Below are 22,736 nucleotides of genomic sequence, written 5' to 3'. Positions count from 1 at the left end.
TTTTTCAAACGAATGTTGTGATAATTCACAACATCGTATTAGTTCATGCCGTATTTCTTTAGTTTCTTACGTAAAGTACCGCGGTTGATACCTAGTAAGATTGCCGCACGTGTTTGGTTGCCACGTGTGTAAGTCATTACTTCTTCAAGTAATGGTGCTTCTAGCTCTGAAAGAACAAGGTCGTAAACGTCTTGCACATCTTGACCGTTAAGCTGTTTTAAATAGTGATGAACAGCTTTCTTCACTGCATCGCGTAATGGCTGCGGTTTCTCGTGTGACTGAACATGAGGGTTAGTGATAAATGGAGAAGTCACGTTTTGTTCGAACATTGTTTATATCTCTTTCTTTCTTAGTTAGCTGCTAGTGTTTTAAAGTATTGCTCTAATGTCTCGATTTGTGCCTGTGGATTATCGAGAGCATTAAATACTCGCCTAAACTGACCGTCACTGTCATGGGTTTGCAAATACCAAGATACATGTTTGCGAGCGATGCGCGCTCCCATTGGTTCGCCGTAAAACGCATGAAGGTTCACTAAGTGTTCCATCAAAATACCGCGTACTTCCTCAATAGGAGGCACAGGTAAATGTTCACCGGTTCGCAAATAGTGGTCTATCTCCCTAAATATCCAAGGGCGACCTTGGGCGGCTCGACCAATCATAATGGCATCTGCACCCGTATAGTCCAAAACCTGTTTTGCTTTTTCAGGAGACGTTATATCTCCATTTGCAACGACAGGTATCGACACTGAACGTTTAATATCCCTAATAGTGGCGTATTCAGCTTCACCTTTGTACATACATGCGCGTGTACGCCCATGTACGGCCAATGAAGCTATGCCATAACGTTCAGCTATTCTCGCAATCTCAACACCGTTACGGTTGTCCTGATCCCATCCAGTACGGATTTTCAGTGTTACAGGTACATCAACAGCGCTAACCACCGCATCTATAATCTCTTCCACTAAACCAGGAAACTGTAACAGGGCGGAGCCTGCGAGTTTCTTGTTCACTTTCTTAGCTGGGCACCCCATATTAATATCTATGATCTGTGCACCATTACTTACATTGAATTGTGCAGCCTGAGCCATAAGCTCAGGATCAGCTCCTGCGATTTGCACCGCACGTATTCCCGATTCACCACTATGATCCATACGGTTCATCGATTTCTCGGTTTTCCATACCAAAGGATTTGACGAGAGCATTTCAGACACTGCAAGGCCCGCACCTAAGCGGCGACAAAGTTGTCTAAATGGTCTATCAGTAATTCCCGCCATTGGCGCTACAATTACATTGTTCTCTAATTGGTATGTTCCGATACGCACTGTATTCAATAGGCCTCTTTTCAAGGGGCGCTAAGTTTACGGTTTTTTTTGCAAAAATCAAAGGCTATAAATTGAACAAAAGTGACTTTTTTTTGACTTTTGCGTATTGACATTTGATAACAGTTTGACGAAAGGCTTTATTTGTCTGAATTTTATACAGAGCTAATTTTCGTCAAGAAAATCATTCTGCATAACAGTGTGTAAATAATAGGTAAAGCCTGTTAATGGCAGGCTTTACCTAACGGTTTTGAGTTAATACTCTAAACCGCTAAAGTTTGCCGATTATGCGTTTTTAACACCGCTTACGCGAGTCCATTCACCTTCAACAGCTATCTCATCTAAGGCTAAAAATGGCGCATAAACATCGGCAACTGACTGTGCTTGCTCTTCTAAAATACCTGACATGGCAATTTTACCACCAGGTTTTAGCAAGCCTAATATCACACTGTGTAATTCACGCAGCGGCGCTGCTAAAATATTGGCAACCACGATATCAGCAGTAAACTCTGGCTGATTTTCTGGCAGGTATACTTCTAGCTTATCGGCAACGCCATTACGCTGTGCGTTATCAAGGCTGGCTTCAAGGGCTTGTGGATCGATATCAATACCAATCATGCGCTCAGCACCGAGCTTGATAGCTGCAATGCCTAAAATGCCTGAGCCACAACCAAAGTCGACCACAGTTTTACCGGTTAAGTCTTGGCTTTCCAGCCACTTTAAACACAGTGCCGTGGTGGCATGAGTACCAGTACCAAACGCAAGGCCGGGATCGAGCAATACATTGACTGCATCAGGATCAGGAATATCGCGCCAGCTTGGACAAATCCACAGTTTTTCACCAAACTGGATAGGGTGGAAGTTATCCATCCATTCTCTTTCCCAGTCTTTATCTTCAAGCTGTTCTATCTTGTACACTAAGGTGTCTTTTAGCTCGTCATGGCGCTTTAATAAAGCAACGACTGCATTCATATCGTGGTTAGCTTCGAATAGACCAATCACTGTAGTATCAGCCCAAAACACCACAGTGCCGATTTTTGGTTCGTAAATAGGGGTGTCTTTAGCATCAATAAAGGTAACAGACGCACTGCCTGCCTCCATTAATAAGTCACTTACTGCATCAGCGGTTGCTGCGTTGGCATTGATACGGATTTGGATCCAAGCCATGATTATTTCCTTGAAATAGAAAAAAGGCCGCTACAGCGGCCTTTTAGGTTATTACATGTATTAGTTGCTAATTACTTAGCATCTAAGAAGCTTTTCAGTAAGTCTGAACGTGAAGGGTGGCGTAATTTACGCAGTGCCTTCGCTTCGATTTGACGAATACGCTCACGCGTTACGTCAAACTGCTTACCTACTTCTTCTAGGGTATGGTCGGTATTCATATCGATACCAAAACGCATACGTAATACTTTAGCTTCGCGGGCTGTTAAGCCAGCAAGCACATCGTTGGTAGCGCCACGAAGAGATTCCATTGTTGCCGAGTCGATTGGCGAATCAATAGTGGTATCTTCGATAAAGTCACCTAAGTGCGAATCTTCATCATCACCGATTGGCGTTTCCATTGAAATTGGCTCTTTAGCAATCTTAAGTACCTTACGGATTTTATCCTCAGGCATCATCATGCGTTCTGCTAATTCTTCTGGATTTGGCTCACGACCCATTTCTTGCAGCATTTGACGAGAAATACGATTAAGTTTGTTAATCGTTTCAATCATATGCACCGGAATACGGATTGTACGCGCTTGGTCGGCGATAGAGCGGGTGATTGCTTGACGGATCCACCACGTAGCATAAGTTGAGAACTTATAACCACGGCGATATTCAAACTTATCAACAGCTTTCATCAAACCAATGTTACCTTCTTGGATTAAGTCCAAGAATTGTAAGCCACGGTTGGTGTATTTTTTAGCAATTGAGATCACAAGACGTAAGTTAGCTTCAACCATTTCTTTTTTCGCACGGCGGGCTTTTGCTTCACCAATGCTCATACGACGGTTGATGTCTTTAATACGCTCAATGCTTAAACCTGTGCTTTCTTCAATAACACGTAGTTTATTGATACAACGAATGATCTCTGGTTTGATTTCGTCTAATTTTGCTGAGTATTTTTCATTCGCAGCAATTTCATGGTCAATCCATGCGGTATCTGTTTCGTTGTTAGCAAAATGCTTAACAAAGGTTTTCTTTGGTAATTTTGCAATTTGTACAGCTTGCTTCATGACGATACGTTCTTGAACACGAACTCTATCCATCATTTCGCGCATGTTATTAACCATGCGGTCAAACTGTTTTGGCACTAATTTAAAGGTTCTGAACAGTTCACCAATTTCAAAAATCGCTGCTTGCGACTCTGGGTGTGAACGGCCTTTACTTTCAAATGTATCGCGTGCTTTATTATAAAGATCACGAAGATTTTCAAAGTGAACACGGGCTTCTTCAGGATCTGGGCCAGTATCTACTTCTTCTTCATCTTCATCATCGCTATCATTATCATCATCGTCTTCATCATCAAGCTCTTTTTCGCTTAATTCAGAACCAATGTGAGTAGCTGAAATTGGGGCTTCATCTTCATTAGGATCAAAGAAACCAGAGATAATGTCGCTTAAGCGCATCTCTTCTGCTTCAAATTTATCCCATTGCTCAAGCAGGTATGTAATTGCTTCAGGGTACTCAGCAACCGAGATTTGTACTTGGTTGATGCCTTCTTCAATACGCTTAGCGATTACAATTTCGCCTTCACGGGTCAGTAGTTCAACAGTACCCATTTCACGCATGTACATACGAACCGGATCCGTAGTACGGCCGATTTCTTTATCTACAGTAGCAAGCGCAGCGGCTGCAGCTTCTGCTGCGTCTTCATCTGTTGTTGTTTCTTGCATCATCAATTCATCGGCATCAGGCGCATTTTCGCTAACCTTGATACCCATATCATTGATCATACTAATGATATCTTCTACTTGATCTGAATCGATAATATCTTGTGGAAGGTGATCATTAACTTCTGCAAAAGTTAAGTAACCTTGCTCTTTACCTTTTTGAATCAGAAGTTTTAATTGTGACTGAGGAGTTGGATCCATAGAGATTGTTTCTTCCACTCTGATAAGTTGATACAACAGGCGCCAGCTTGCTTATTTATAAAGCCAAGCTAAGTATTATTTGACGCAGTGAATAGCACAGTATAACAGCATAAATCGTTTTTGACTAGTTGTTAGTGCCTTTTAAAGCTTGTGTTAATAGGTGACATTCGAGTCGTTCTTCACTATTTAAGCCTTGGGTCTTGTCTTTTATTAATAGGGTCTCTAGTCGATAATTTAAACACTGATCTTCAATAAATTTGAAAGTATTTTTAAATTCAGCTTCTAAACGGTCGTCGCCAATCTCATGTCGCCAAGTTGCCAGCTTGATCAACGCTTCATATTCGGGCGTTTCACGAAATGATTCAAGCAATTGTGCAGTGGTTATTGGTGATTTTTGCAGTGCGTAATGCTGTAAACGAATGAGTAACTCAATTCCTGCAATATTCATTTGTGCTAAATCAGGCAAATAGGGCACGGCATGCGCTAAATTTGGGTGCTGGATCAGCAAACCTATAGCGCGGCGCATTGGCGTTATTTTAAATTTACGTTCAATAGAGTGCTGTTGCTTGGGCGTTTTTAGGCGGTTATTAAGTTGCTCCTTAGTGCGACCAATTAAGCGTCCTAAATGTTCTAGCAGGTTTTCTTGATAAAACTCGCTAGGGATTTTTTCAACTAACGGTAATACCGCGCTGAGTAACTTAGCTTTACCTGCATCAGTGGTTAGATCAATTTCTTGGCTGAGTTTATTAAACAGTACTTTGGTAAAGTCATCAGCGTTAGCTAATCGTTGCTCAAAGGCCTCTTTGCCTTCTTTTTGTACCAGCGAATCAGGGTCTTCACCATCAGGTAAAAACACAAACTGTAATGCTTTACCGTCATTTAGGTAAGGCAGGGCGTTTTCAAGTGCACGCCAGGCCGCATCACGACCAGCACGGTCGCCGTCGTAACAGCAAATAACGCGGTCTGTGGTTCTAAATAAAGTATGCATATGCTCAGCGGTTGTTGCAGTGCCAAGTGCTGCCACTGCGTATTCAATACCTTGTTCGCTCAGTGCCACAACATCCATATAGCCTTCAACGATGAGTACATGGTCGAGCTTTTTATGCGCTTGTTTTGCTTCATATAATCCATATAGTTCAAAGCCTTTATGGAATATACGGGTTTCTGGCGAGTTTAAATATTTAGGCCCTTGATCCGCTTGCATAACGCGGCCACCAAAGGCAATAACACGACCACGCTTATCACGGATCGGGAACATTAAACGATCACGGAAAAAGTCAAACTGTCGGCCTGGGGTTTTCTCTGAGGCCAGTTTTAGCTCAACAAGTTGCTCTTTTTGTTCTTTATTTCGACCTAGTTGTTGGCACAGGCCTTCCCATTCGCTGGGAGCATAGCCGATCATAAACTTTTTAACCGTTTCACCGCTCAGGCCTCGGCCTTTTACGTAGTCTATTACGGTTGCAGAATTGGCATGATGCTTTAATTGATGTTGGTAAAAACGGGCACTGTGCAGCATTAAATCGTAATCGGAGCGTTTTTGTTCTGCAGTACGTTCGGGGCCATTGCTGGTGCCTTGCTCTCGAGGTACATCCAAATTGAGAATACTGGCAAGTTCTTCAATAGCATCAACAAATTCTAGCTTGTCATATTCCATAACAAATGAAATTGCATTGCCATTGGCGCCACAACCAAAGCAATGATAAAACTGTTTGTCTTGAGATACGGTAAATGATGGTGATTTTTCGTTGTGAAAAGGGCAGCAGGCTTGGTAATCTTTGCCCGCTTTTTTTAAGCCAACTTTGGAGTCAATTAGCTCAACAATATCGGTTCTGGCAAGTAAGTCATCTATAAAATTACGTGGGATCTTTCCAGCCATTAGTAAAATGTAGTCCTGAGATAAATAGAAAAAGGTGAACGAACTAGCTTGAGTTCTACAAATTTAGATTTGAACACAAATGCTATTTTTATTAAAGCTAAAAACGAAGAAACCGAGCGCATGGCTCGGTTTGCTTAAATCATACATCTGTATGTGGGAGTATTAGGCAGTTAATCGTTGCTTAATTAAACCAGAGATCTTACCTAAATCGGCGCGACCCTCAGCTTTGCTTTTGATTATACCCATTACTTTACCCATGTCTTGCATACCGGCTGCGTTAGTATCAGCAATAGCCGCATCAATGAGAGCTATGATTTCATCTTCACTCAATTGTTGAGGTAAGAATTCTTCAAGTGCTGTAATTTCATTGGCTTCAATTTCGGCTAAATCTTCACGGCCAGCATCAGTATACTGAGTGTAAGAGTCACGGCGTTGTTTAACAAGCTTCACTAATACTGCGGTAATACCGTCATCATCAAGTGTTATTTGCTCGTCAATCTCACGCTGCTTGATTGCAGCAAGTACCATACGAATTGGATTAAGACGTTGTTTGTCTTTCGCTCGCATCGCATCTTTTTGCGCATCTTTTAGCTTTATTAAAAGGCTCATTTATACAAGACCAATACTGATCAATATAATTTAACGCGACGTGCGTTATCGCGAGAAAGCTTCTTCATGTGACGCTTAACCGCTGCAGCTTTTTTACGCTTACGCTCAGCTGTTGGCTTTTCATAGTGCTCGCGACGACGAACTTCTGAAAGGATACCTGCTTTTTCACATGAACGCTTGAAGCGACGAAGTGCTACGTCAAACGGTTCGTTCTCTCTTACTTTAATTACTGGCATTAAAAATTCACCTACCTAAATAATGAGCGTTGCTCAAGTTGATCAAACAATGATCAAGTGGTTCAAAAATGGTGCAGTATTGTAATCCGAAGCCACACCACATGTAAAGGATAAATATAGTCTGTTCCAATAGGAAACCGAAAATATTTGTATGTTACTAATTTTACTGTAATTCATAGAGGCGGGACAATACTTGTCCAGCCGCTTTTTCTTTTATTAACAGCCAATTGCTAGGCGTTTGTAATGCCGGCATGTCGCTTTCTACTTCAACATAAATGAGGGCATTTTTATCTAACCAAGCATTTTCTGTGAGTAAATCACAGCATTGTTGCGCTAAACCTTGGCGAAATGGCGGGTCAATAAACACTAAATTAAACTGCTGTTGTTGCGAGTTTTTACTTAAATGCAGCAAGCTATCAGTACATACAACTTCAGCATTTATAAGTTTTAATGTGTCTATATTGGTTTTTAATTGCGCCGCTGCGAGTTTATCCATTTCTAAAAAACAGGCTGAGTGAGCAAATCGCGACAGCGCTTCAAAGCCTAATCCGCCAGAGCCTGCAAAACAGTCGAGCACTTTAGCATCGCGGGTATCTTGCATTAACCAGTTAAATACCGTTTCTTTTATACGATCTGTGGTTGGGCGCAAGCCTTGCACATCTTTTACTGGTAATTTACGGCCACGAAATTGCCCGCTAATGATCCTAATAACGCCATCATTGGCTTTATTACTCATTTGTTTTTGTGGTGATTTATTTCTCATTTAGCTCACTAAAAAATGGTATCTAGTATCTAGCTCAGATAATATTGCACTCATATAGCAGCGTGTCATTTTTCAACTGCACTAAAAGTGTTACTATGAGCGTCTTAGACAATATATTGTGATTATGAGCGGCTTGGCTTTAATGCAAAGCAGCTAATTCACAAATTATTACCGTTAGTTTATCAGATTTTTATAAGTGGTTATTAGCAAGTATGGCAAAAAAAAGTAAATTCCTGTCTTGGTTCGGCTTTGGTAAGCCAGATAAAAATCAACAAACAGAGCAAAACACTGAAGAGCTCAATAACCAAAATGAGGAAGCTGAGCGTTTAGAGCAAGAGCGCATTGCTGCAGAAAAGGCTGAAGCTGAGCGTTTAGAGCAAGAGCGCATTGCCGCAGTAAAGGCCGAAGCTGAGTGTGCAGAACAACAGCGCATTGCCGCAGAAAAGGCAGAAGCTGAGCGTGTAGAGCAAGAGCGTATTGCCGCAGAAAAGGCCGAAGCAGAACGTGCAGAGCAACAGCGTATTGCTGCAGAGCAGGCGGAAGCTGAACGTGTAGAGCAAGAACGCATTGCTGCAGAAAAAGCAGAGCGTGTAGCGATTGCAAATGCTGAATTAGCTGCGGCCGAAAAAGCAGAGCAGCAACGCCGCGATGAAGCCGCTCGTTTAGCTCAGCAACAAGAGGCAATGCAACTAGAACAAGAGCGACAAGCTGCCGAGCAAGCGCAACGTGAAGCCGAACGCATTGTAGCAGAAAAGGCTGACGCAGAGCGTGTAGAGCAAGAGCGTATTGCTGCAGAGCAGGCGGAAGCTGAAAGTGTCGCAATTGCAGAAGCAGAATTAGCCGCAGCTGAGAAAGCAGAGCAAGAACAACAAGCAGCCGAGCAAGCGCAACGTGAAGCCGAACGTATTGCCGCTGAAAAGGCAGAAGCTGAGCGTGCAGAACAGCAGCGTGTTGCCGCAGAGAAAGTGGAAGCGGAACGTGTAGCAATTGCAAATGCTGAATTAGCTGCGGCTGAAAAAGCAGAGCAGCAACGTCGCGATGAAGCCACTCGTTTAGCCCAGCAACAAGAGGCAATGCAGCTAGAACAAGAGCGTCAAGCAGCCGAGCAAGCGCAACGTGAAGCCGAACGTATTGCCGCAGAGCAAGCAGAAGCTGAACGTGCAGAGCAACAGCGACTTGCCGCAGAGAAAGCAGAAGCAGAACGTGAAGAGCAACAGCGCATTGCCGCAGAGAAAGCAGAAGCAGAACGTGAAGAGCAACAGCGCATTGCCGCAGAGAAAGCAGAAGCTGAGCGTATAGAACAACAACGACTTGCCGCAGAGCAAGCAGAAGCCGAGCGTGTAGAGCAACAGCGACTTGCCGCAGAACAGGCTGAAGCAGAACGTTTAGAGCAGGAGCGTATCGCAGCAGAAAAAGCGGAAACTGAGCGTGTAGAGCAACAGCGACTTGCCGCAGAGCAGGCTGAAGCAGAACGTTTAGAGCAGGAACGTATCGCAGCAGAAAAAGCGGAAACTGAGCGGGTAGAGCAACAGCGCATTGCTGCAGAGGAGGCTGAAGCTGAACGTGTAGAGCAAGAGCGATTAACAGCCGAGCTTGCTAATGATGAAGCTAAAAAAGCTGAACAACCAAAAAAAGAAGGCTTTTTTGCACGTCTTAAAAAAGGCTTACTAAAAACCAAAGTAAACTTAGGTTCTGGCTTTGCATCGATTTTCACCGGTAAGAAAATTGATGATGAATTATTTGAAGATCTTGAAACCCAGCTATTAACAGCCGACTTAGGTGTTGATACCACCATGAAGCTGATTGACCGTCTGACTGATGCAGCCAATCGCAAGCAATTAAAAGATGGTGATGCGCTGTATGAGTTAATGAAGCAAGAAATGGCAGCAATGCTTAAAACAGCCGAGCAACCATTAGAAATTCCTGCTGATAAAAAACCATTTGTTATATTAATGGTGGGTGTTAACGGCGTTGGTAAAACAACGACGATTGGTAAACTTGCAAAGCAATTTCAAGATCAAGGCAAATCGGTCATGCTAGCGGCGGGTGATACTTTCCGTGCCGCGGCTGTTGAGCAATTACAAGTGTGGGGTGAGCGTAATAAAATTCCTGTGATCGCACAACATACCGGTGCTGACAGTGCATCAGTCGTATTTGACGCATTTCAAGCTGCAAAAGCACGTAATATAGATGTATTAATTGCTGATACAGCTGGGCGCTTGCAAAATAAAGATAACCTAATGCAAGAGCTTGAAAAAATAGCTCGCGTGATGAAAAAAATCGATGCCGATGCGCCACACGAAGTGATGCTAACTATCGACGCTGGAACCGGGCAAAATGCTATTAGCCAAGTTAACTTATTCAATCAATGTGTTGGCCTTACTGGGATCACTTTGTCTAAGTTAGATGGGACAGCCAAAGGTGGGGTTATCTTCGCTGTGGCCGATAAATTTAATATTCCGATCCGCTATATTGGTGTGGGCGAAGGTATTGAAGATTTACGCGCATTTAATAGTAATGACTTCATTGATGCGCTATTTAGCCAAGATGAGGACGAAGTTTAACTTTCAAAAGGGAGCTTGCTCCCTTTTTAGCTGCGGATGATTGATAATTAAAATGATAAATTTTCAGCAAGTCAGTAAAACATATCCCGGTGGTCATCGAGCGCTGGAAAAAGTTAATTTTCATGTTAAACCAGGTGAACTCGCTTTTTTAACGGGCCACAGTGGCGCAGGTAAAAGTACCTTGCTTAAATTAATAAGCTTAATGGAACGCCCATCTGCGGGACACGTTTTCATTAATGGCGTTGATTTAAATGCAGTTAAATCGCGGCAAATACCGTACGTTCGTCGTGATATTGGGATTATCTTCCAAAACCATCGTTTATTAGAGCGTCACACTATTTTTGATAATGTTGCTTTGCCATTGATTATTGAGGGCACGCATCATAAGCAAATTGAAAAGCGTGTTCACGGTGCGCTGGACAAAGTTGGTTTGCTCGACAAAGTGAAATGCCACCCGTCAACACTCTCTGGTGGTGAACAACAGCGTGTTGGTATCGCCCGTGCAATCGTCAACTCTCCGCCACTATTACTTGCCGATGAGCCAACAGGTAATTTAGATCCTGAGCTTTCAATGGATATCTTACGGTTGTTTGAAGAGTTTAATAATCATGGCACTACAGTGCTTATTGCTACCCATGATTTAGGACTGATCTCGCGAATGAAATACCGCAGCTTAACGTTAAAAGATGGCCGCATGAGCCAAGATCCATTGGCAGAGGCAACACTATGAGCTTGTTATTTAAAGGCCGAAAAAGCCAAAATGAGCGTGCTAAAAAATCACTATTTGCAGCCGGCTATTTTTTTGTGCTGAATATTTTTCGCCAAGGCGTACATAGCTTAGGTGAAATGTGGCGTACACCCATGGCATCAATGATGACCATCGCGGTACTGGGGTTGAGTTTAACCTTGCCAGCAACCTTGTATTTAGTGGTTAAAAACGTGCAGCAAGTAAGTAGCGGCTTTGAAGAAGCGGCAGAAATATCATTATTTGTTAAAGAGTCTATGAGTGAGCAAGAAACGCAAACCTTGGTAAAACGTTTAGCGCTGTATCCCGAAATAGACAATGTCAGCTTTATTTCTAAACAAAATGCGCTCACTGAATTTAAAGAAGTATCAGGGTTTGGCCAAGCACTTGAATATTTGGATAGCAATCCTCTGCCAGATGTTGTTATCGTCACGCCGACTTCTCGCCATCGTCAGCCAAACGCCGCGCAAGCATTATTAAAAAAGCTTGAAGCAGAGCGCGAAGTTGATTTTGGTAAATTAGATATTGCCTGGCTTGAGCGCTTAAACGCATTACTAAGCTTATTAAAAGAAAGCGTTATCACCATTGCCTTGCTATTACTAACATCGGTTACTTTGATCATAGGCAACACCATTCGCTTATCAATAATGGATAAGAAAGAAGAGATCCAAGTAATGAAATTAGTAGGTGCAACCAATACCTTCATTCATGCGCCATTTTTATGGACCGGGATTTGGTATGGTATTGTGGGTGGTTTGTTTGCATTTGTATGCGTTGCTTTAATGATGTGGTGGCTAGGTTCTGCGGTATCAGAAGTGGCAGGCGTGTATCAAACGAGCTTTAACTTAATTGGTTTAAGTATAACTGAGTTTGGTGCTTTGGTATTGCTGGCAACAAGCTTAGGATTTATAGGCTCTTATTTATCGGTTAATCGTTACATTAAAGAAATTGAACCCGATAAAGTGTAACAATTAGTATCTATTATTATCGATTAAATTGGTTGCGATGAATTTTTTTCCCGCAGCCAATTGTTCACTAAGCTAGAATTCATCGCTTATTCAGACGGTTAAAGTAGAATAAAAAAACACTAAAAAACCACTTGCTTCAATCTAAAAAAAGTTTTAAATTGAAGTTAGCACTCTAAGTTAAAGAGTGCTAAGATGGTTTCAAATGTTTATCACTGAGGTGAAAAATGAGTAAAGATTTATACGCAATGGCACTCACAGTTGGACAGCAAAGCGCAAGTATGGACGGCTACCTTCAAGCGGTAAGCACGATACCTATGCTAGGTGCTGAGCAAGAAAAAGAGTTGGCGACTCGCTTACAGGAAGATGGCGATCTTAACGCTGCAAAGCAACTCATCATGTCTCACCTTCGTTTTGTGGCACATATAGCTAAAGGCTATTCAGGCTACGGCTTACCACAAGCTGATTTGATCCAAGAAGGCAATATCGGCCTGATGAAAGCTGTAAAACGTTTCGACCCATCAGTGGGTGTACGTCTAGTTTCATTTGCAGTGCATTGGATAAAAGCTGAAATACACGAATTCGTACTGAAAAACTGGCGTATCGTAAAAGTTGCGACCACTAAAGCGCAACGTAAATTGTTCTTCAATCTTCGTAAGAACAAAAAACGTTTAGGTTGGTTTAACCAAGCTGAAGTTGCCACTGTAGCGAATGAGCTAGGTGTAAGTGAAAAAGAAGTACGTGAAATGGAATCGCGCATGAGCGGCCAAGACATGGGCTTTGACCTAACCGGTGACGACAGCGATGACGCTCCAACAAGCACTTACTCACCAGTGCAATACTTAACTGATGGCAGCAACGATTTAGCTGAAGAAGTTGAGCAACAGCAATGGCAAGAGCAGTCGCATACACGCTTATTTAGCGCATTAAAAACGCTAGATGAACGTTCGCAAGATATTGTTAGCGCTCGTTGGTTATCTGATGACAAAGCAACACTGCAAGAACTGGCTGAAAAATACAGCGTATCTGCAGAACGTGTTCGTCAGCTTGAGAAAACAGCGATGAAAAAGCTACAAACAGCAATGAGCTAATACCTGCCTTGCAAAATTATTAAAACCCTGCATGAAAATGCGGGGTTTTTTGTTTTAATCCCTTGAAGAATTAAACTGCAATTTTCGTTTAGCCTCATTGTGTACCTTTAGTTGAAAAATTGAGCTGACTTCTATATCCTCAGCATTAGCCACTATTAAAGGGAGTTAATGTGCGACTTTATTATCTATCACTTATTATTATTGTTCTGTTTATTGTATTCATCCAGCTTGATCCTACCTATTACGTGATTAACTATGTCACGCTCCCAGCTTTGATAATGGCTTTATTTGGCTTTGCTTATCAGTACAGTAAAAAGAATATTTTTGGTTATATATCTATGGCAGGATTTATCGTTTTTTTACCCATTGGCGCTTTAGGCATTTTGTCTATTCGAGAGGCAATGGATAAACAAATGAAACTTAAATTTATAAGGAAATTGAATAATGACTGATATGGTAATTGAAAAGCCAACCACGGTAATTAAAGTAGCGAGTGAAAAGCTGATCCCACAACTAATTGTCGGTTTTATAATCGTCATTGCAGGTATTGCGATGATCCCAAACATTATTGGTTTAGGCGTCATGCTGATCATATTTTATTTTGTGAATAGCAGCATTGAAGTGGTAAGAATTTACCCAAAATACTCTGAAGTGAAGTTAGCAATAGTACGTCCGCGTTGGCTTATTTTAGATACCAGTATTGAAAGCGCTGAGGTGGATGGAAAAACGTTACTACTAAAAATTAATGAAGAAGATAAACAGCTGACGAGAAAAATCCCGTTAAGAGCTTTTACAGAAGATGATCAAAAGAGCATCATTAAATATTACCAAGCGCAGGCTCAAAAGAATGCGAAATAATAGCGACAATTCAATTTAATAAGCAAATCTGCTGTGTTCAATTTTAAACAGCAGATCATTAATATCGATTTCATACAGAGCGACAATTTCCTGATCACGGCTTATTACTTTTGTTTAATTTAATATAATGACTAGGAGCTACATTTATTTTAAACAAAAATATACATCTAGTATTTATACAACGCTACTCATTTACACTAGTTTTATTTTTTAAATTAACGTTTAGGTTTTTTCGGTGTCACCTCTCTTTAATTTTAATCTAATTGTTTGATTTTAATTTTTTTTTAAATTTAGTATGCGAAAATAGAACAAGGTTGAGATTGCCTCTCAATTCATACTCTAAATTAAGCTAACTCCAAGCTGTATTTATCCTCGTTTCTATTTAATTAAAATCAGTATTAGCACTCACTATGAACTCTTATTCACTCAAGAAAAAAATATTATTATCAGTCGTTCTCGCGCTGACAATCGTGGTTGCCTTATTATCGTGGTATAGCTATTCCACACAAAAAGCATTGTTGCTACAAAGTAGCGTTGCTAGTGTAAGTCAATCGGGCAAACAACAAGCGGAACGTATTGCAGGGTGGCTTGCTGATCGCCAGCGAGTTATTACTTCTGTGGCATCTAAGATTGAAGAAAATACCCTGTATGGATTACAGCAAGCACAGCGCTCTGGCGATTTTCAGTTAACTTATTATGGTAACCGTGATGGCGTAATGGTTGACTCGAATCCGAGAATTGACCGTTCAGGGTATGACCCACGCACTAGGCCTTGGTATCAACAATCACAACAAACTCGTGACAGTATTATTACCAAGCCCTATTTAGATGTCGCGTATAATCTACTCGTGGTAACGATTGCTCAATCAACCCGTGACGGTGTAGTTGGCGGTGATGTATCAATTGCGAGCATTGTTGATAGCGTGAGTAACATGTCATTACCTGCAAATGGCTATGCGATCATGATGCATAACGATGGCACAGTGATTGCCTACCGTGATGCAAATAAATTAATGGGTAAAATAACTAATATTGAGGCCAAATTAGATAACCGCCTTATTCAATTAAGTGAGCAAACAGGCCAGCTCACGCCGGTGTATTTTTCAGGCGAAGATCGTGACAAACTAGTGTGGAGTGAAAAAATACCTAGTACCGATTGGCAACTTGTTTTTGTACTCGACAAACAAACCCTAGAAGCGCCACTGCTGAGCCTAATGGTCACGCAGTTAGGATTAGCGACCTTAGCACTAATTATTAGCGTATTGGCTATTTCGTGGCTATTGGGGCTGTTACTTGAACCGCTAAGTCGTGTATCGCAAGCTTTATCACGCATTGCACAAGGCAATGGCGATTTAACCCAGCGTATTAATGTCGATAGCAAAGATGAAGTGGGAGCATTAGCAGATAGCTTTAACTCCTTTGTTGGGAGCCAACATCAGCTAATTAGTCATATTCGACAACTCGCGATTGACTTAGATTTAGACGCAGAAAAAAGCTTACTGACAAATCACTCGAGCGTTAATGAACTACAGCGTCAGCAACAAGAAGTTACTATGGTTGCAACCGCGGTCACTGAAATGTCCAGTGCCACCCATGAGATTGCAGCAAATGCAGAAAATACCGCTGCCGCATCACAGCAATCGGCGCAAAGCAGCATTCAGGGTAAAAGCTTGGTTGATAAAACCAGAACCACGATTAACTCTTTAGCCTCTGAAATAGATGAAACTACCGTGGTGATAGGTGAGTTGAGTCATCATGCACAAGCGATTTCAAGCATTTTAACCACCATTCAGGAAATTGCTGAGCAAACTAATTTACTGGCATTAAATGCTGCAATTGAGGCGGCGCGTGCCGGTGAACAAGGCCGTGGCTTTGCTGTAGTTGCTGATGAAGTGCGGGTGCTATCGCACCGAACGCAAAACTCTACCGCAGAGATTTATACCACAATCGAAACATTGCAAAATACCACTAAACAAGCAGTTAACTTGATGGACAGCAGCAAAGGGCTAGCTAACAACAGCGTTAACGACGTCAATGCAGCAGCAAAAGCGTTAGAGGAAATTACCCTAGCAGTGAATGAGATTTCCGACATGGCAGGGCAAATTGCAGTCGCAGCCGAGGAGCAAACTCAAGTGACTAACGAAATCACTCGTAACACAGTGGCTATCAAAGACGTCACGGATGAAATCACGGCATCAGCGATGACCCACTTAAGCCAAGCTAAAACACTTAAAGACCGCGCCACTGACTTAAATGACAAAGTCGCCACTTTTATCCTGTAGCTTGTTGATATAGCTAGTAGGGCGGATACAGCCCCACTAGCTTCTTTTTAGTTTTAAGTGGTAAGTTTTATGGAGTCAGATCACTATTTTCTTGCCCTATTGCGAAACATTATAGAAAAGAGCGTAAAGTGAATTATTCACAAAGAGGTTAAGAGGCGCTGCGCTTTAGAGTTATCAACGTAAGTTGATTTGATCGCAGCGAAACCCAACGAAAAAATACTCAACCAATTAGCGTCAATATTTAGCATTATCGGCTGTCTGAAGTAAGTCCTTTGCTAAAGTAAGGCTCAGTGTCAGTTTCAGGTGATCAGGAGTTATAATGTCTGAAGTCAAGATTTGACCCCTTTGGCTTGACCCCTTTGGCTTTCTGTTGCGAAACATTATAGAAAAGAGCGTAAAGTGAATTATTCACAAAGAGGTTTAGAGGCGCTGCGCTTTAGAGTTATCAACGTAGGTTGGTTTGAGCGCAGCGAAACCCAACGAAAAAATACCCAACCAATTAGCGTCAATATTTTGCATTGTCGGCTGTTTTGGATGCGCCAATTGCAGACGTTCAGGGGTAACTCGTTTCTGCCCCCAAAACGAGTTAACGTAAATGCTCTAAGGGCGGCTATGAGCTATCAGATACATTTTTATTCATCTAATGATATTGGCTCTACTCCATAATCTGATATTCCACTAACTTTTATGTTGGTGATGACATAAATAACTGTATTAATATACTGTTTTGTTGTTGTGCTCCCATATTCAAGAAAATGAGCGACGAGCGTAATTTCTTTTTCTGAATACCTTTAGTGTCATAAAAATATTAAAGTTGGCAATGCATTACGTTATTTGTTAAAAATAGATTCATTAATACATGCGCGTAACATCGGCACAAAGATGCGCGACGAGCGCACTATAAAATTGTTAGGCCCTGGGTGAATTGAGAGTGATCTTATTTAACGAAAAAATTGTTGAGCTGCTCAATCAGTACTTCGCCAAAGAGGAGGAGTATGTTGAGTCGATATTACTTGCGTCATATGGCTTCAATATTCAGTTTGTTAATTTCAGAATTCAATGTAATGAGCGGGTATTCGCTTCAATAGGTGGAAGAGAATACGAGTGGGATGATGCTCCGAATTCCGGGCCGTGGGGTGCATTAGGTAGGCAGCTTGCTAAAAAGGCAGCGTTGAAATCACCCAAGCTATTAACCATAGAGTTCGAAAGTGGTGATTCAATCGATATCGAGACTGAGGAAAACCAATTCGAATCTGTAATATTCGATTTTCCTCCTGAAGGCGAAGCCTTCGTTATGGAGATATTCTAATGAGTGATAAGCCTAACAATTTTGTCCAGCCGACGTTTTGGTCTTCGCTCCTTTTTGTGCATGGCCTACGGCCATCTTTGCACAAAAATCCACTACAACCAAAACGCGGCTGACAAAGGCGTTAAATGCCCCAAGGAAGTATGAGCATAATATTTAAGAAAGCAGTATTAATCATTTTATTTATTCCTGCTAGTTTTCATTGGTTAGGGATGTGCTTGCTTGGTTTGACTATTTTTGCGCATGGTACTTTCCGTGATTTCCCTTCATTTTTTATAACCGCAGTAATTTTGGTTGGATTATTTTCACTATCAGTCGCAGTAATAGCTGTGATTCTCTACCCTCAAATAAATAAGTTTACCATTTACTCTGTCGGCGCAGGTTGTGCTTCATTATCAATAGCGTTGTACATGGGACTATACGCAGAGCCTTGGTTTTTAGTGTCGGCAATTAGCTTGTGTTTGGGTAGTTTTTTGATTATGGTTGAGTATGTTAGGGGCACTTAACAAGCTAATAAATAAGGACAAAAAACAGTTTGCTGTTTTCGTTCCTCAACATTTTAGCAAACACTTTTTTGCCCATTATTAGGGCGTTAGGCGATATGAAGAGGATAGATGATGACTTACAAAATTCATTGCAATTGCGAAAGAGTTGAAATCTCATTATCGAATAAACCAATAGTACATGCCTTTTGTCATTGCGAAGATTGCAGAGAACTCTTGGATATTCCTTTCCATTCTGTCACCGCATGGAAAGAGGAAGAAGTTTCCATAAATAAAGGTTTGGATACAATTACGGTTTTTCAGCATCCAACGCTCAACATGCAAAAGCACTTCTGCAAACATTGTGGCGAGGTGCTATTTAACACCAACGGCATGAATTGGTGTGTGGTATCGCAGCTATTAATATCTAAGTGTAATGGAAATGAGTTGCCGCAAGAACTCATCTCAAATCGCCACTTCTTTTATGAGCAAAGAGTTACCGATATTCAAGATGATTTGCCAAAATACTTAAGGGGTACAGATGGTCTACTTTATCAGGAGGAGTAGTAGCTGCGCCTAACAATATTAGGCATAGGACTGTCAAAAGCGTCACTTAAATTGCTTTCGCAATTACGTGCCACTTCTGCCAGCCCATGCTAAAGGCGTTATATGCCCTCGAAGGATCTGAGTTGAATGGAAACGAATAGTGTAATAAAGAATAGAGAGGCAGAGCTTCCAATACCATCTAAATGGCGAAGCACTATTGCTAAAATAGTCGACGCTTTGGTTGCTAAAGATTACGTTTTACGTTCTGTTGTTCCAAATTCAGAGCTAAGAAGCCCAGATGTAGCAAGTCAGATGAGATCATATATAGAAGATTATGGCGAAAAACTTATATCATTATCTGAAAAGTGTTGGGATTCATCAGTATATATTTGGCAAGGCAAAGACTGGCTGGCATTAGTTGATTTGTCGACAGATAAAGAAGAAGTTAGCGGCTTGGTAATGCAGCTATCTATTTCCGAGCTTGAAGCTGATTTTAAATTTACTGTCGAGATGGTGTATGTGCCGTAATGGGCATATAACAAACAGTTTAAAAGCGGACAAAATTCAGTTGGCTGGTTTCGCTCCGCTTCACATTATAGCCAACCAAATTTTGCCTTTTAACTGAGGCGTTATGTTTTCTGGAGAGATCGTGCGTAAAGAAGATATTAAAGACCCTTTAAAGGATTGTGCGTTTGATTTCTTTTATTGGTTCTCACGATTTGAGTTTGCACTTAAAGAAAACAGTTTCTTAAAACGCAATGACGTTGGAGAAAATGCAGAGCCGGGGTGGGATGCGTTCGTAGAAAAGTACGCAGGGACTTTCGAACACACAGCGGAAACCAATAAGCTAATTGAACTTAACCCCAAAAGACAAAAGGTTGGGGAGCATTCAGACCTTCAGTGGCGAGAAGTAGGTTTAGCTGATTGTAACTCTGAACTCTGTAGAGTTGTTCGCTTACTTAAAACAATCAGAAACAACCTCTTTCACGGAGGTAAACACGGTGCAGAGGGCTGGGATAATCCAGCACGAACACAAGACTTATTAGTTACAGGGAAATCAATCCTAGATCAATTGGCAAGGTTGGCTGACATTGAAGCAGACTATACCCAATACTATTAAAAACATAACAAGCAAAGGCAGCATCGCCCTGCGGGCTGGACACGCTAACGCGCGCCGCTGCTTTGGGCGTTAGGATCTAATGCAAATACTTACGTTTTTCCTGCTAATTCTGCTTGCACTTCCAAGCAACTCGCAAACATATGCTATCTACGATAGGGAAACTGCTGAAGCTAAGGTTGCTCCTGTTTTGAATGCTTTAAAGGAAGGGGTTAGGACGAAAAATGTAGAACTATTTAGTAGCTATATTTTTTTCCCATTAAATATTAGTAGTGCCCAAGTAATTACAAAGGATGATGCTTTACCTATTAAGCCTCAAAAAATATTAACTAAAGAGGAGTTGCAGCAAAGATTTGATGAAATTTTTACTGATACCCTCATAGATTTAATTAACTGTATTACACCTCAAAATATGATTTACGATAAATATAAAGGGTTTGATGCAGCATATGGGGCAATTTGGTTTTTCGATATTGTCTATGAAGACTCAGGGAAAAGGCTCTACGCACTATCAAGCCTTTCCCATGAAAAAAATGCAACCAATAAATGGCTGGATCAGAATTGCAAAACTCAATAACAGATCCTAACAAGTTAAATCATCGGAAAACCACTCGCTGCGCTCGCGTTTTCCGCTGTTTAAAGCGTTATGCATCCAGATGATGCCCAAAATATGAATTTAACTAATAAGCTAAGATTAATTAATCAGAACAAAAGCAAAGAGATTTTGGTGAAACGCTACTTGCTGGACTGTTGTGTAAAATTAATACGATTTCGGTCTGGTGAGTGCTTGCCCAAAAACTTGAAAGTCGCTAGAAATTTCCTTCGGGGAGTCGCAACTAAAAAGCAAATTCATCAAAGTGAATGGGAAATTGAAGGCAATGCGTTTGGAACCGAATATTATTCTGAACAAGGTGTTCGCGTTTACTTTAGAGTCAATAAAGATGTTAAGGCTGACCTAGTTCAAGTGAGGATCTCTAAAGGATTGAATAACAGAGATTCTAGGAAATATCTAATAGAGATGGCTTATTTTATTGATTATGTATTTTGCCATATTCAATTTTCCTCAGATTGGTTGTTTGAAGAAAGTTGTGATCAATTTATGTGTCCACGTTTGTTTGAGCGTTACTTTGGGTAGGATGCATAACAAACGCATTAAAATGGACGTCTAACAGTTGGCTGACGCTCATTCTTCGCTAATTTTAGCCAACTATTATCCGCTATTTATGCGGGCGTTATGTGAAAAATTAGCATGAGCGAATCTGTAGTCAAAGAAGTATTAGCCAAAGCCATAAAAGAGCTTGAGGAGTCTGGCGATATTGTCGTGGTTAATCCTATTGAGGGTGCTGTAGCTAATAAGCTATTCAACACCGTACAACAGGTCTCACCTAATCTTCTATCGGCATCGGAGCTTGGTGGTATCATAAATGCGCTCAATGCCCACAATCTTGGCTTTGGATTAGATGATAAGGATTTTCACACTATTATCGGCTTAACCAAAGATGAACTTAAAATAGCAGCATCAAAATTGAAGCCAGAAGAGTGGTAAATCACATAACAAGAAAAGTCACGTTGACCAAATACTCTCCACTTCGTTTTTGTGCGGGACAATACTCGCACAAAAACAAAGCTCCGGTATTTGGCGCGTGCTTTAAGCGTTATGTTTACTAGGAAATTGAGTGCCGATTTACGTTAAAGACGAACAATCTAATGAGAAACTTGCCCACCTTGCAAAAGAGCACTGGGAGCTTCCTGTTCAAATTACGGAACTCGAAAATTGGTTGTTTGAAAACCCGCTAAATTTAGCTCCCTCAAAATACATAGTTGACGTGGGCTTTAGTATTAGGGAAAACGCTTGTGGCGGTGGCGCTATTCTATCGTCAGAAGCTATGGCAATAATGGGCAAGTTAGGAATTAAATTGTACTTATCTGAGTATGGTGAGTAACGTAAACATAACAAAAACATCAACTGGAAAATTACTCGCTGAAAAGCGCTCGCATTTTCCAGTTATATTAAGCGTTATATTTTCGGAGTAAGTCCAAATTGAGATGGATTTTATTAAGTTTATTATTCTGCGGTGCCTCGAACGCATCAACCTGTATTTTAACCGAGGAACAAGAGTTTCTTTGGAATCAAAAATATCGCCCACTTTTTAAAGTTAATACAGAGTATTCTGATGGCAGTTATTCAGTAGAAATTTTGCTACCCAACAAAATTGAAAATCGAGAATATGAAAGTTCAGCACTTTTCATCGACAGTCTTGAGGAGCCGTCATTATTTTTGTTGGCAGAAGCTTTTGAGCATGATGAAGGAAAGATAGTTTGGTATACAGTTGGTCCTGAACTGGTTCGCAAACATTTTTTTGTTTTCGTTTATGGTAAGGGTTGTGGTATCTCGGTAACTGTACCGGTTACTTTTAACTAAAAATATAACAAAAACATCAACTGGAAAACTACTCGCTGTAAAGCGCTCGTATTTTCCAGTTATGTTAAGCGTTAAGCGTTAAGCGTTAAGCGTTAGGCGGCAGGAGAGGGTAAGTTGATCGCAGCAGAAACGACTGGTATTTCGATTTCACTTGATCCTTTGGAAACTGAAGATCAGGTTGGCTCTATTAAATTTGATCTACATATAAAGTTTAATACTCAAAATCAAGAATCTGAGTTCACTTTAAGAAATCTATGGATTGAAGAAGCTGAACTCAACAAGTTCGAAACACAGCTTGATAAAGAGCAAGTTTCTGAGCTTATTGATATGAGTGGATTTACAATTCTTCGTTTACAACATGTTGATGATTTCACGAAGATTGAGATAAATCCGATTAATGAGCGCATGTCTCAAGAGTACGATCGAATTAATATCTCAATGTATGTAGAGTATAATTTAATCACGTACTTATATCG

The 22,736-nt window shown here is 41.1% G+C and carries 26 protein-coding genes; 18 read left to right on the top strand and 8 right to left on the bottom strand.

The genetic code is table 11. The features are described 5' to 3' along the window. Positions 1 to 38 precede the first annotated feature (38 nt). The 8 genes from fis to rsmD form a co-directional block, all read right to left on the bottom strand. Positions 39 to 329, bottom strand: a complete 291-nt coding sequence (gene fis, locus V7783_RS15120; RefSeq protein ID WP_002957804.1) for a DNA-binding transcriptional regulator Fis — start codon at positions 327 to 329, stop codon at positions 39 to 41. Between the two features lie 20 nt (positions 330 to 349). Continuing rightward, the gene (dusB, locus tag V7783_RS15115; RefSeq protein WP_335679479.1) at positions 350 to 1,321 is read right to left on the bottom strand and encodes a tRNA dihydrouridine synthase DusB; all 972 of its coding nucleotides are present in this window, start codon (positions 1,319 to 1,321) and stop codon (positions 350 to 352) included. Positions 1,322 to 1,603: 282 nt separating this feature from the next. Continuing rightward, positions 1,604 to 2,485: a 50S ribosomal protein L11 methyltransferase gene (gene prmA, locus V7783_RS15110; protein WP_064665444.1), complete on the bottom strand. Its 882-nt coding sequence runs from the start codon at positions 2,483 to 2,485 to the stop codon at positions 1,604 to 1,606. A 71-nt stretch (positions 2,486 to 2,556) separates the two neighbouring features. Next, positions 2,557 to 4,398, bottom strand: a complete 1,842-nt coding sequence (gene rpoD, locus V7783_RS15105; RefSeq protein ID WP_335679421.1) for an RNA polymerase sigma factor RpoD — start codon at positions 4,396 to 4,398, stop codon at positions 2,557 to 2,559. Positions 4,399 to 4,522: 124 nt separating this feature from the next. Continuing rightward, positions 4,523 to 6,274, bottom strand: a complete 1,752-nt coding sequence (gene dnaG / locus V7783_RS15100) for a DNA primase (RefSeq protein WP_335679420.1) — start codon at positions 6,272 to 6,274, stop codon at positions 4,523 to 4,525. Positions 6,275 to 6,436: 162 nt separating this feature from the next. Further along, complete coding sequence (locus V7783_RS15095; RefSeq protein WP_054203056.1) at positions 6,437 to 6,883, bottom strand: GatB/YqeY domain-containing protein; 447 nt, start codon at positions 6,881 to 6,883, stop codon at positions 6,437 to 6,439. Positions 6,884 to 6,903: 20 nt separating this feature from the next. Then, positions 6,904 to 7,119: a 30S ribosomal protein S21 gene (rpsU, locus tag V7783_RS15090; protein ID WP_002957797.1), complete on the bottom strand. Its 216-nt coding sequence runs from the start codon at positions 7,117 to 7,119 to the stop codon at positions 6,904 to 6,906. A gap of 163 nt (positions 7,120 to 7,282) precedes the next feature. Further along, entirely contained in the window at positions 7,283 to 7,882 is a 600-nt protein-coding gene (rsmD, locus tag V7783_RS15085) for a 16S rRNA (guanine(966)-N(2))-methyltransferase RsmD (protein ID WP_335679419.1), read from the bottom strand. Positions 7,883 to 8,094: 212 nt separating this feature from the next. On the opposite strand from rsmD, the gene ftsY reads away from it, so the two are divergent. From ftsY to V7783_RS14995, 18 genes are all read left to right on the top strand, one after another. Beyond that, positions 8,095 to 10,446 (top strand): signal recognition particle-docking protein FtsY, encoded by a 2,352-nt coding sequence (gene ftsY, locus V7783_RS15080; protein ID WP_335679418.1) that lies wholly within the window; start codon positions 8,095 to 8,097, stop codon positions 10,444 to 10,446. Positions 10,447 to 10,498: 52 nt separating this feature from the next. Continuing rightward, positions 10,499 to 11,176 (top strand): cell division ATP-binding protein FtsE, encoded by a 678-nt coding sequence (gene ftsE, locus V7783_RS15075; protein WP_064665448.1) that lies wholly within the window; start codon positions 10,499 to 10,501, stop codon positions 11,174 to 11,176. Next, on the top strand, positions 11,173 to 12,159 hold the full coding sequence (gene ftsX / locus V7783_RS15070) for a permease-like cell division protein FtsX (RefSeq protein WP_335679417.1): 987 nt from the start codon (positions 11,173 to 11,175) through the stop codon (positions 12,157 to 12,159). The genes ftsE and ftsX overlap by 4 nt, the downstream gene beginning before the upstream one ends. Before the next feature lie 224 nt (positions 12,160 to 12,383). Continuing rightward, positions 12,384 to 13,247 carry an RNA polymerase sigma factor RpoH gene (gene rpoH, locus V7783_RS15065; RefSeq protein WP_169020506.1) on the top strand — a complete coding sequence of 288 codons (864 nt, stop codon included), beginning with the start codon at positions 12,384 to 12,386 and terminating at the stop codon, positions 13,245 to 13,247. A gap of 170 nt (positions 13,248 to 13,417) precedes the next feature. Then, a complete protein-coding gene (locus V7783_RS15060; RefSeq protein WP_335679416.1) occupies positions 13,418 to 13,699 on the top strand; it encodes a hypothetical protein in 282 nt (93 codons plus the stop codon). Beyond that, on the top strand, positions 13,692 to 14,105 hold the full coding sequence (locus V7783_RS15055) for a hypothetical protein (RefSeq protein WP_335679415.1): 414 nt from the start codon (positions 13,692 to 13,694) through the stop codon (positions 14,103 to 14,105). Before V7783_RS15060 ends, V7783_RS15055 begins: the two co-directional genes overlap by 8 nt. A gap of 410 nt (positions 14,106 to 14,515) precedes the next feature. Continuing rightward, positions 14,516 to 16,387 (top strand): methyl-accepting chemotaxis protein, encoded by a 1,872-nt coding sequence (locus tag V7783_RS15050; RefSeq protein ID WP_335679414.1) that lies wholly within the window; start codon positions 14,516 to 14,518, stop codon positions 16,385 to 16,387. Positions 16,388 to 17,318: 931 nt separating this feature from the next. Next, a complete protein-coding gene (locus V7783_RS15045; RefSeq protein WP_335679413.1) occupies positions 17,319 to 17,696 on the top strand; it encodes a hypothetical protein in 378 nt (125 codons plus the stop codon). Between the two features lie 140 nt (positions 17,697 to 17,836). Continuing rightward, complete coding sequence (locus V7783_RS15040; protein ID WP_335679412.1) at positions 17,837 to 18,199, top strand: hypothetical protein; 363 nt, start codon at positions 17,837 to 17,839, stop codon at positions 18,197 to 18,199. Between the two features lie 108 nt (positions 18,200 to 18,307). Then, complete coding sequence (locus tag V7783_RS15035) at positions 18,308 to 18,742, top strand: GFA family protein (protein ID WP_335679411.1); 435 nt, start codon at positions 18,308 to 18,310, stop codon at positions 18,740 to 18,742. Between the two features lie 126 nt (positions 18,743 to 18,868). Further along, positions 18,869 to 19,249 (top strand): DUF7668 domain-containing protein, encoded by a 381-nt coding sequence (locus tag V7783_RS15030; protein ID WP_335679410.1) that lies wholly within the window; start codon positions 18,869 to 18,871, stop codon positions 19,247 to 19,249. 121 nt (positions 19,250 to 19,370) lie between these two features. Beyond that, positions 19,371 to 19,841 (top strand): hypothetical protein, encoded by a 471-nt coding sequence (locus tag V7783_RS15025; RefSeq protein ID WP_335679409.1) that lies wholly within the window; start codon positions 19,371 to 19,373, stop codon positions 19,839 to 19,841. Between the two features lie 79 nt (positions 19,842 to 19,920). After that, entirely contained in the window at positions 19,921 to 20,415 is a 495-nt protein-coding gene (locus V7783_RS15020) for a hypothetical protein (RefSeq protein WP_182740870.1), read from the top strand. 69 nt (positions 20,416 to 20,484) lie between these two features. After that, positions 20,485 to 20,973: a hypothetical protein gene (locus V7783_RS15015; protein WP_335679408.1), complete on the top strand. Its 489-nt coding sequence runs from the start codon at positions 20,485 to 20,487 to the stop codon at positions 20,971 to 20,973. A 114-nt stretch (positions 20,974 to 21,087) separates the two neighbouring features. Beyond that, positions 21,088 to 21,384, top strand: a complete 297-nt coding sequence (locus V7783_RS15010; RefSeq protein WP_335679407.1) for a hypothetical protein — start codon at positions 21,088 to 21,090, stop codon at positions 21,382 to 21,384. 130 nt (positions 21,385 to 21,514) lie between these two features. After that, entirely contained in the window at positions 21,515 to 21,781 is a 267-nt protein-coding gene (locus tag V7783_RS15005; RefSeq protein WP_335679406.1) for a hypothetical protein, read from the top strand. Between the two features lie 98 nt (positions 21,782 to 21,879). Continuing rightward, complete coding sequence (locus V7783_RS15000) at positions 21,880 to 22,260, top strand: hypothetical protein (RefSeq protein ID WP_335679405.1); 381 nt, start codon at positions 21,880 to 21,882, stop codon at positions 22,258 to 22,260. Positions 22,261 to 22,374: 114 nt separating this feature from the next. After that, positions 22,375 to 22,736 (top strand): hypothetical protein (locus tag V7783_RS14995; RefSeq protein WP_335679404.1); only part of this gene is annotated, 362 nt, incomplete at its 3' end.

Source organism: Pseudoalteromonas sp. (assembly GCF_036960685.1).
Taxonomy (GTDB): Bacteria; Pseudomonadota; Gammaproteobacteria; order Enterobacterales; family Alteromonadaceae; genus Pseudoalteromonas.
This window is presented reverse-complemented; position numbering and strand designations above follow the sequence as displayed.

Excerpts from the sequence above, each read along its gene's own strand:
- fis (WP_002957804.1), bottom strand. The coding sequence starts at position 329 with ATGTTCGAACAAAACGTGACTTCTCCATTTATCACTAACCCTCATGTT.
- rpsU (WP_002957797.1), bottom strand. The coding sequence starts at position 7,119 with ATGCCAGTAATTAAAGTAAGAGAGAACGAACCGTTTGACGTAGCACTT.
- V7783_RS15030 (WP_335679410.1), top strand. The coding sequence starts at position 18,869 with ATGGAAACGAATAGTGTAATAAAGAATAGAGAGGCAGAGCTTCCAATA.
- rpoH (WP_169020506.1), top strand. The coding sequence starts at position 12,384 with ATGAGTAAAGATTTATACGCAATGGCACTCACAGTTGGACAGCAAAGC.
- V7783_RS15015 (WP_335679408.1), top strand. The coding sequence starts at position 20,485 with ATGCATCCAGATGATGCCCAAAATATGAATTTAACTAATAAGCTAAGA.
- rsmD (WP_335679419.1), bottom strand. The coding sequence starts at position 7,882 with ATGAGAAATAAATCACCACAAAAACAAATGAGTAATAAAGCCAATGAT.
- ftsX (WP_335679417.1), top strand. The coding sequence starts at position 11,173 with ATGAGCTTGTTATTTAAAGGCCGAAAAAGCCAAAATGAGCGTGCTAAA.
- rpoD (WP_335679421.1), bottom strand. The coding sequence starts at position 4,398 with ATGGATCCAACTCCTCAGTCACAATTAAAACTTCTGATTCAAAAAGGT.
- V7783_RS15095 (WP_054203056.1), bottom strand. The coding sequence starts at position 6,883 with ATGAGCCTTTTAATAAAGCTAAAAGATGCGCAAAAAGATGCGATGCGA.
- dnaG (WP_335679420.1), bottom strand. The coding sequence starts at position 6,274 with ATGGCTGGAAAGATCCCACGTAATTTTATAGATGACTTACTTGCCAGA.
- V7783_RS15055 (WP_335679415.1), top strand. The coding sequence starts at position 13,692 with ATGACTGATATGGTAATTGAAAAGCCAACCACGGTAATTAAAGTAGCG.
- prmA (WP_064665444.1), bottom strand. The coding sequence starts at position 2,485 with ATGGCTTGGATCCAAATCCGTATCAATGCCAACGCAGCAACCGCTGAT.
- V7783_RS15050 (WP_335679414.1), top strand. The coding sequence starts at position 14,516 with ATGAACTCTTATTCACTCAAGAAAAAAATATTATTATCAGTCGTTCTC.
- V7783_RS15035 (WP_335679411.1), top strand. The coding sequence starts at position 18,308 with ATGATGACTTACAAAATTCATTGCAATTGCGAAAGAGTTGAAATCTCA.
- V7783_RS15010 (WP_335679407.1), top strand. The coding sequence starts at position 21,088 with ATGAGCGAATCTGTAGTCAAAGAAGTATTAGCCAAAGCCATAAAAGAG.
- ftsY (WP_335679418.1), top strand. The coding sequence starts at position 8,095 with ATGGCAAAAAAAAGTAAATTCCTGTCTTGGTTCGGCTTTGGTAAGCCA.
- ftsE (WP_064665448.1), top strand. The coding sequence starts at position 10,499 with ATGATAAATTTTCAGCAAGTCAGTAAAACATATCCCGGTGGTCATCGA.
- V7783_RS15040 (WP_335679412.1), top strand. The coding sequence starts at position 17,837 with ATGAGCATAATATTTAAGAAAGCAGTATTAATCATTTTATTTATTCCT.
- V7783_RS15020 (WP_182740870.1), top strand. The coding sequence starts at position 19,921 with ATGCAAATACTTACGTTTTTCCTGCTAATTCTGCTTGCACTTCCAAGC.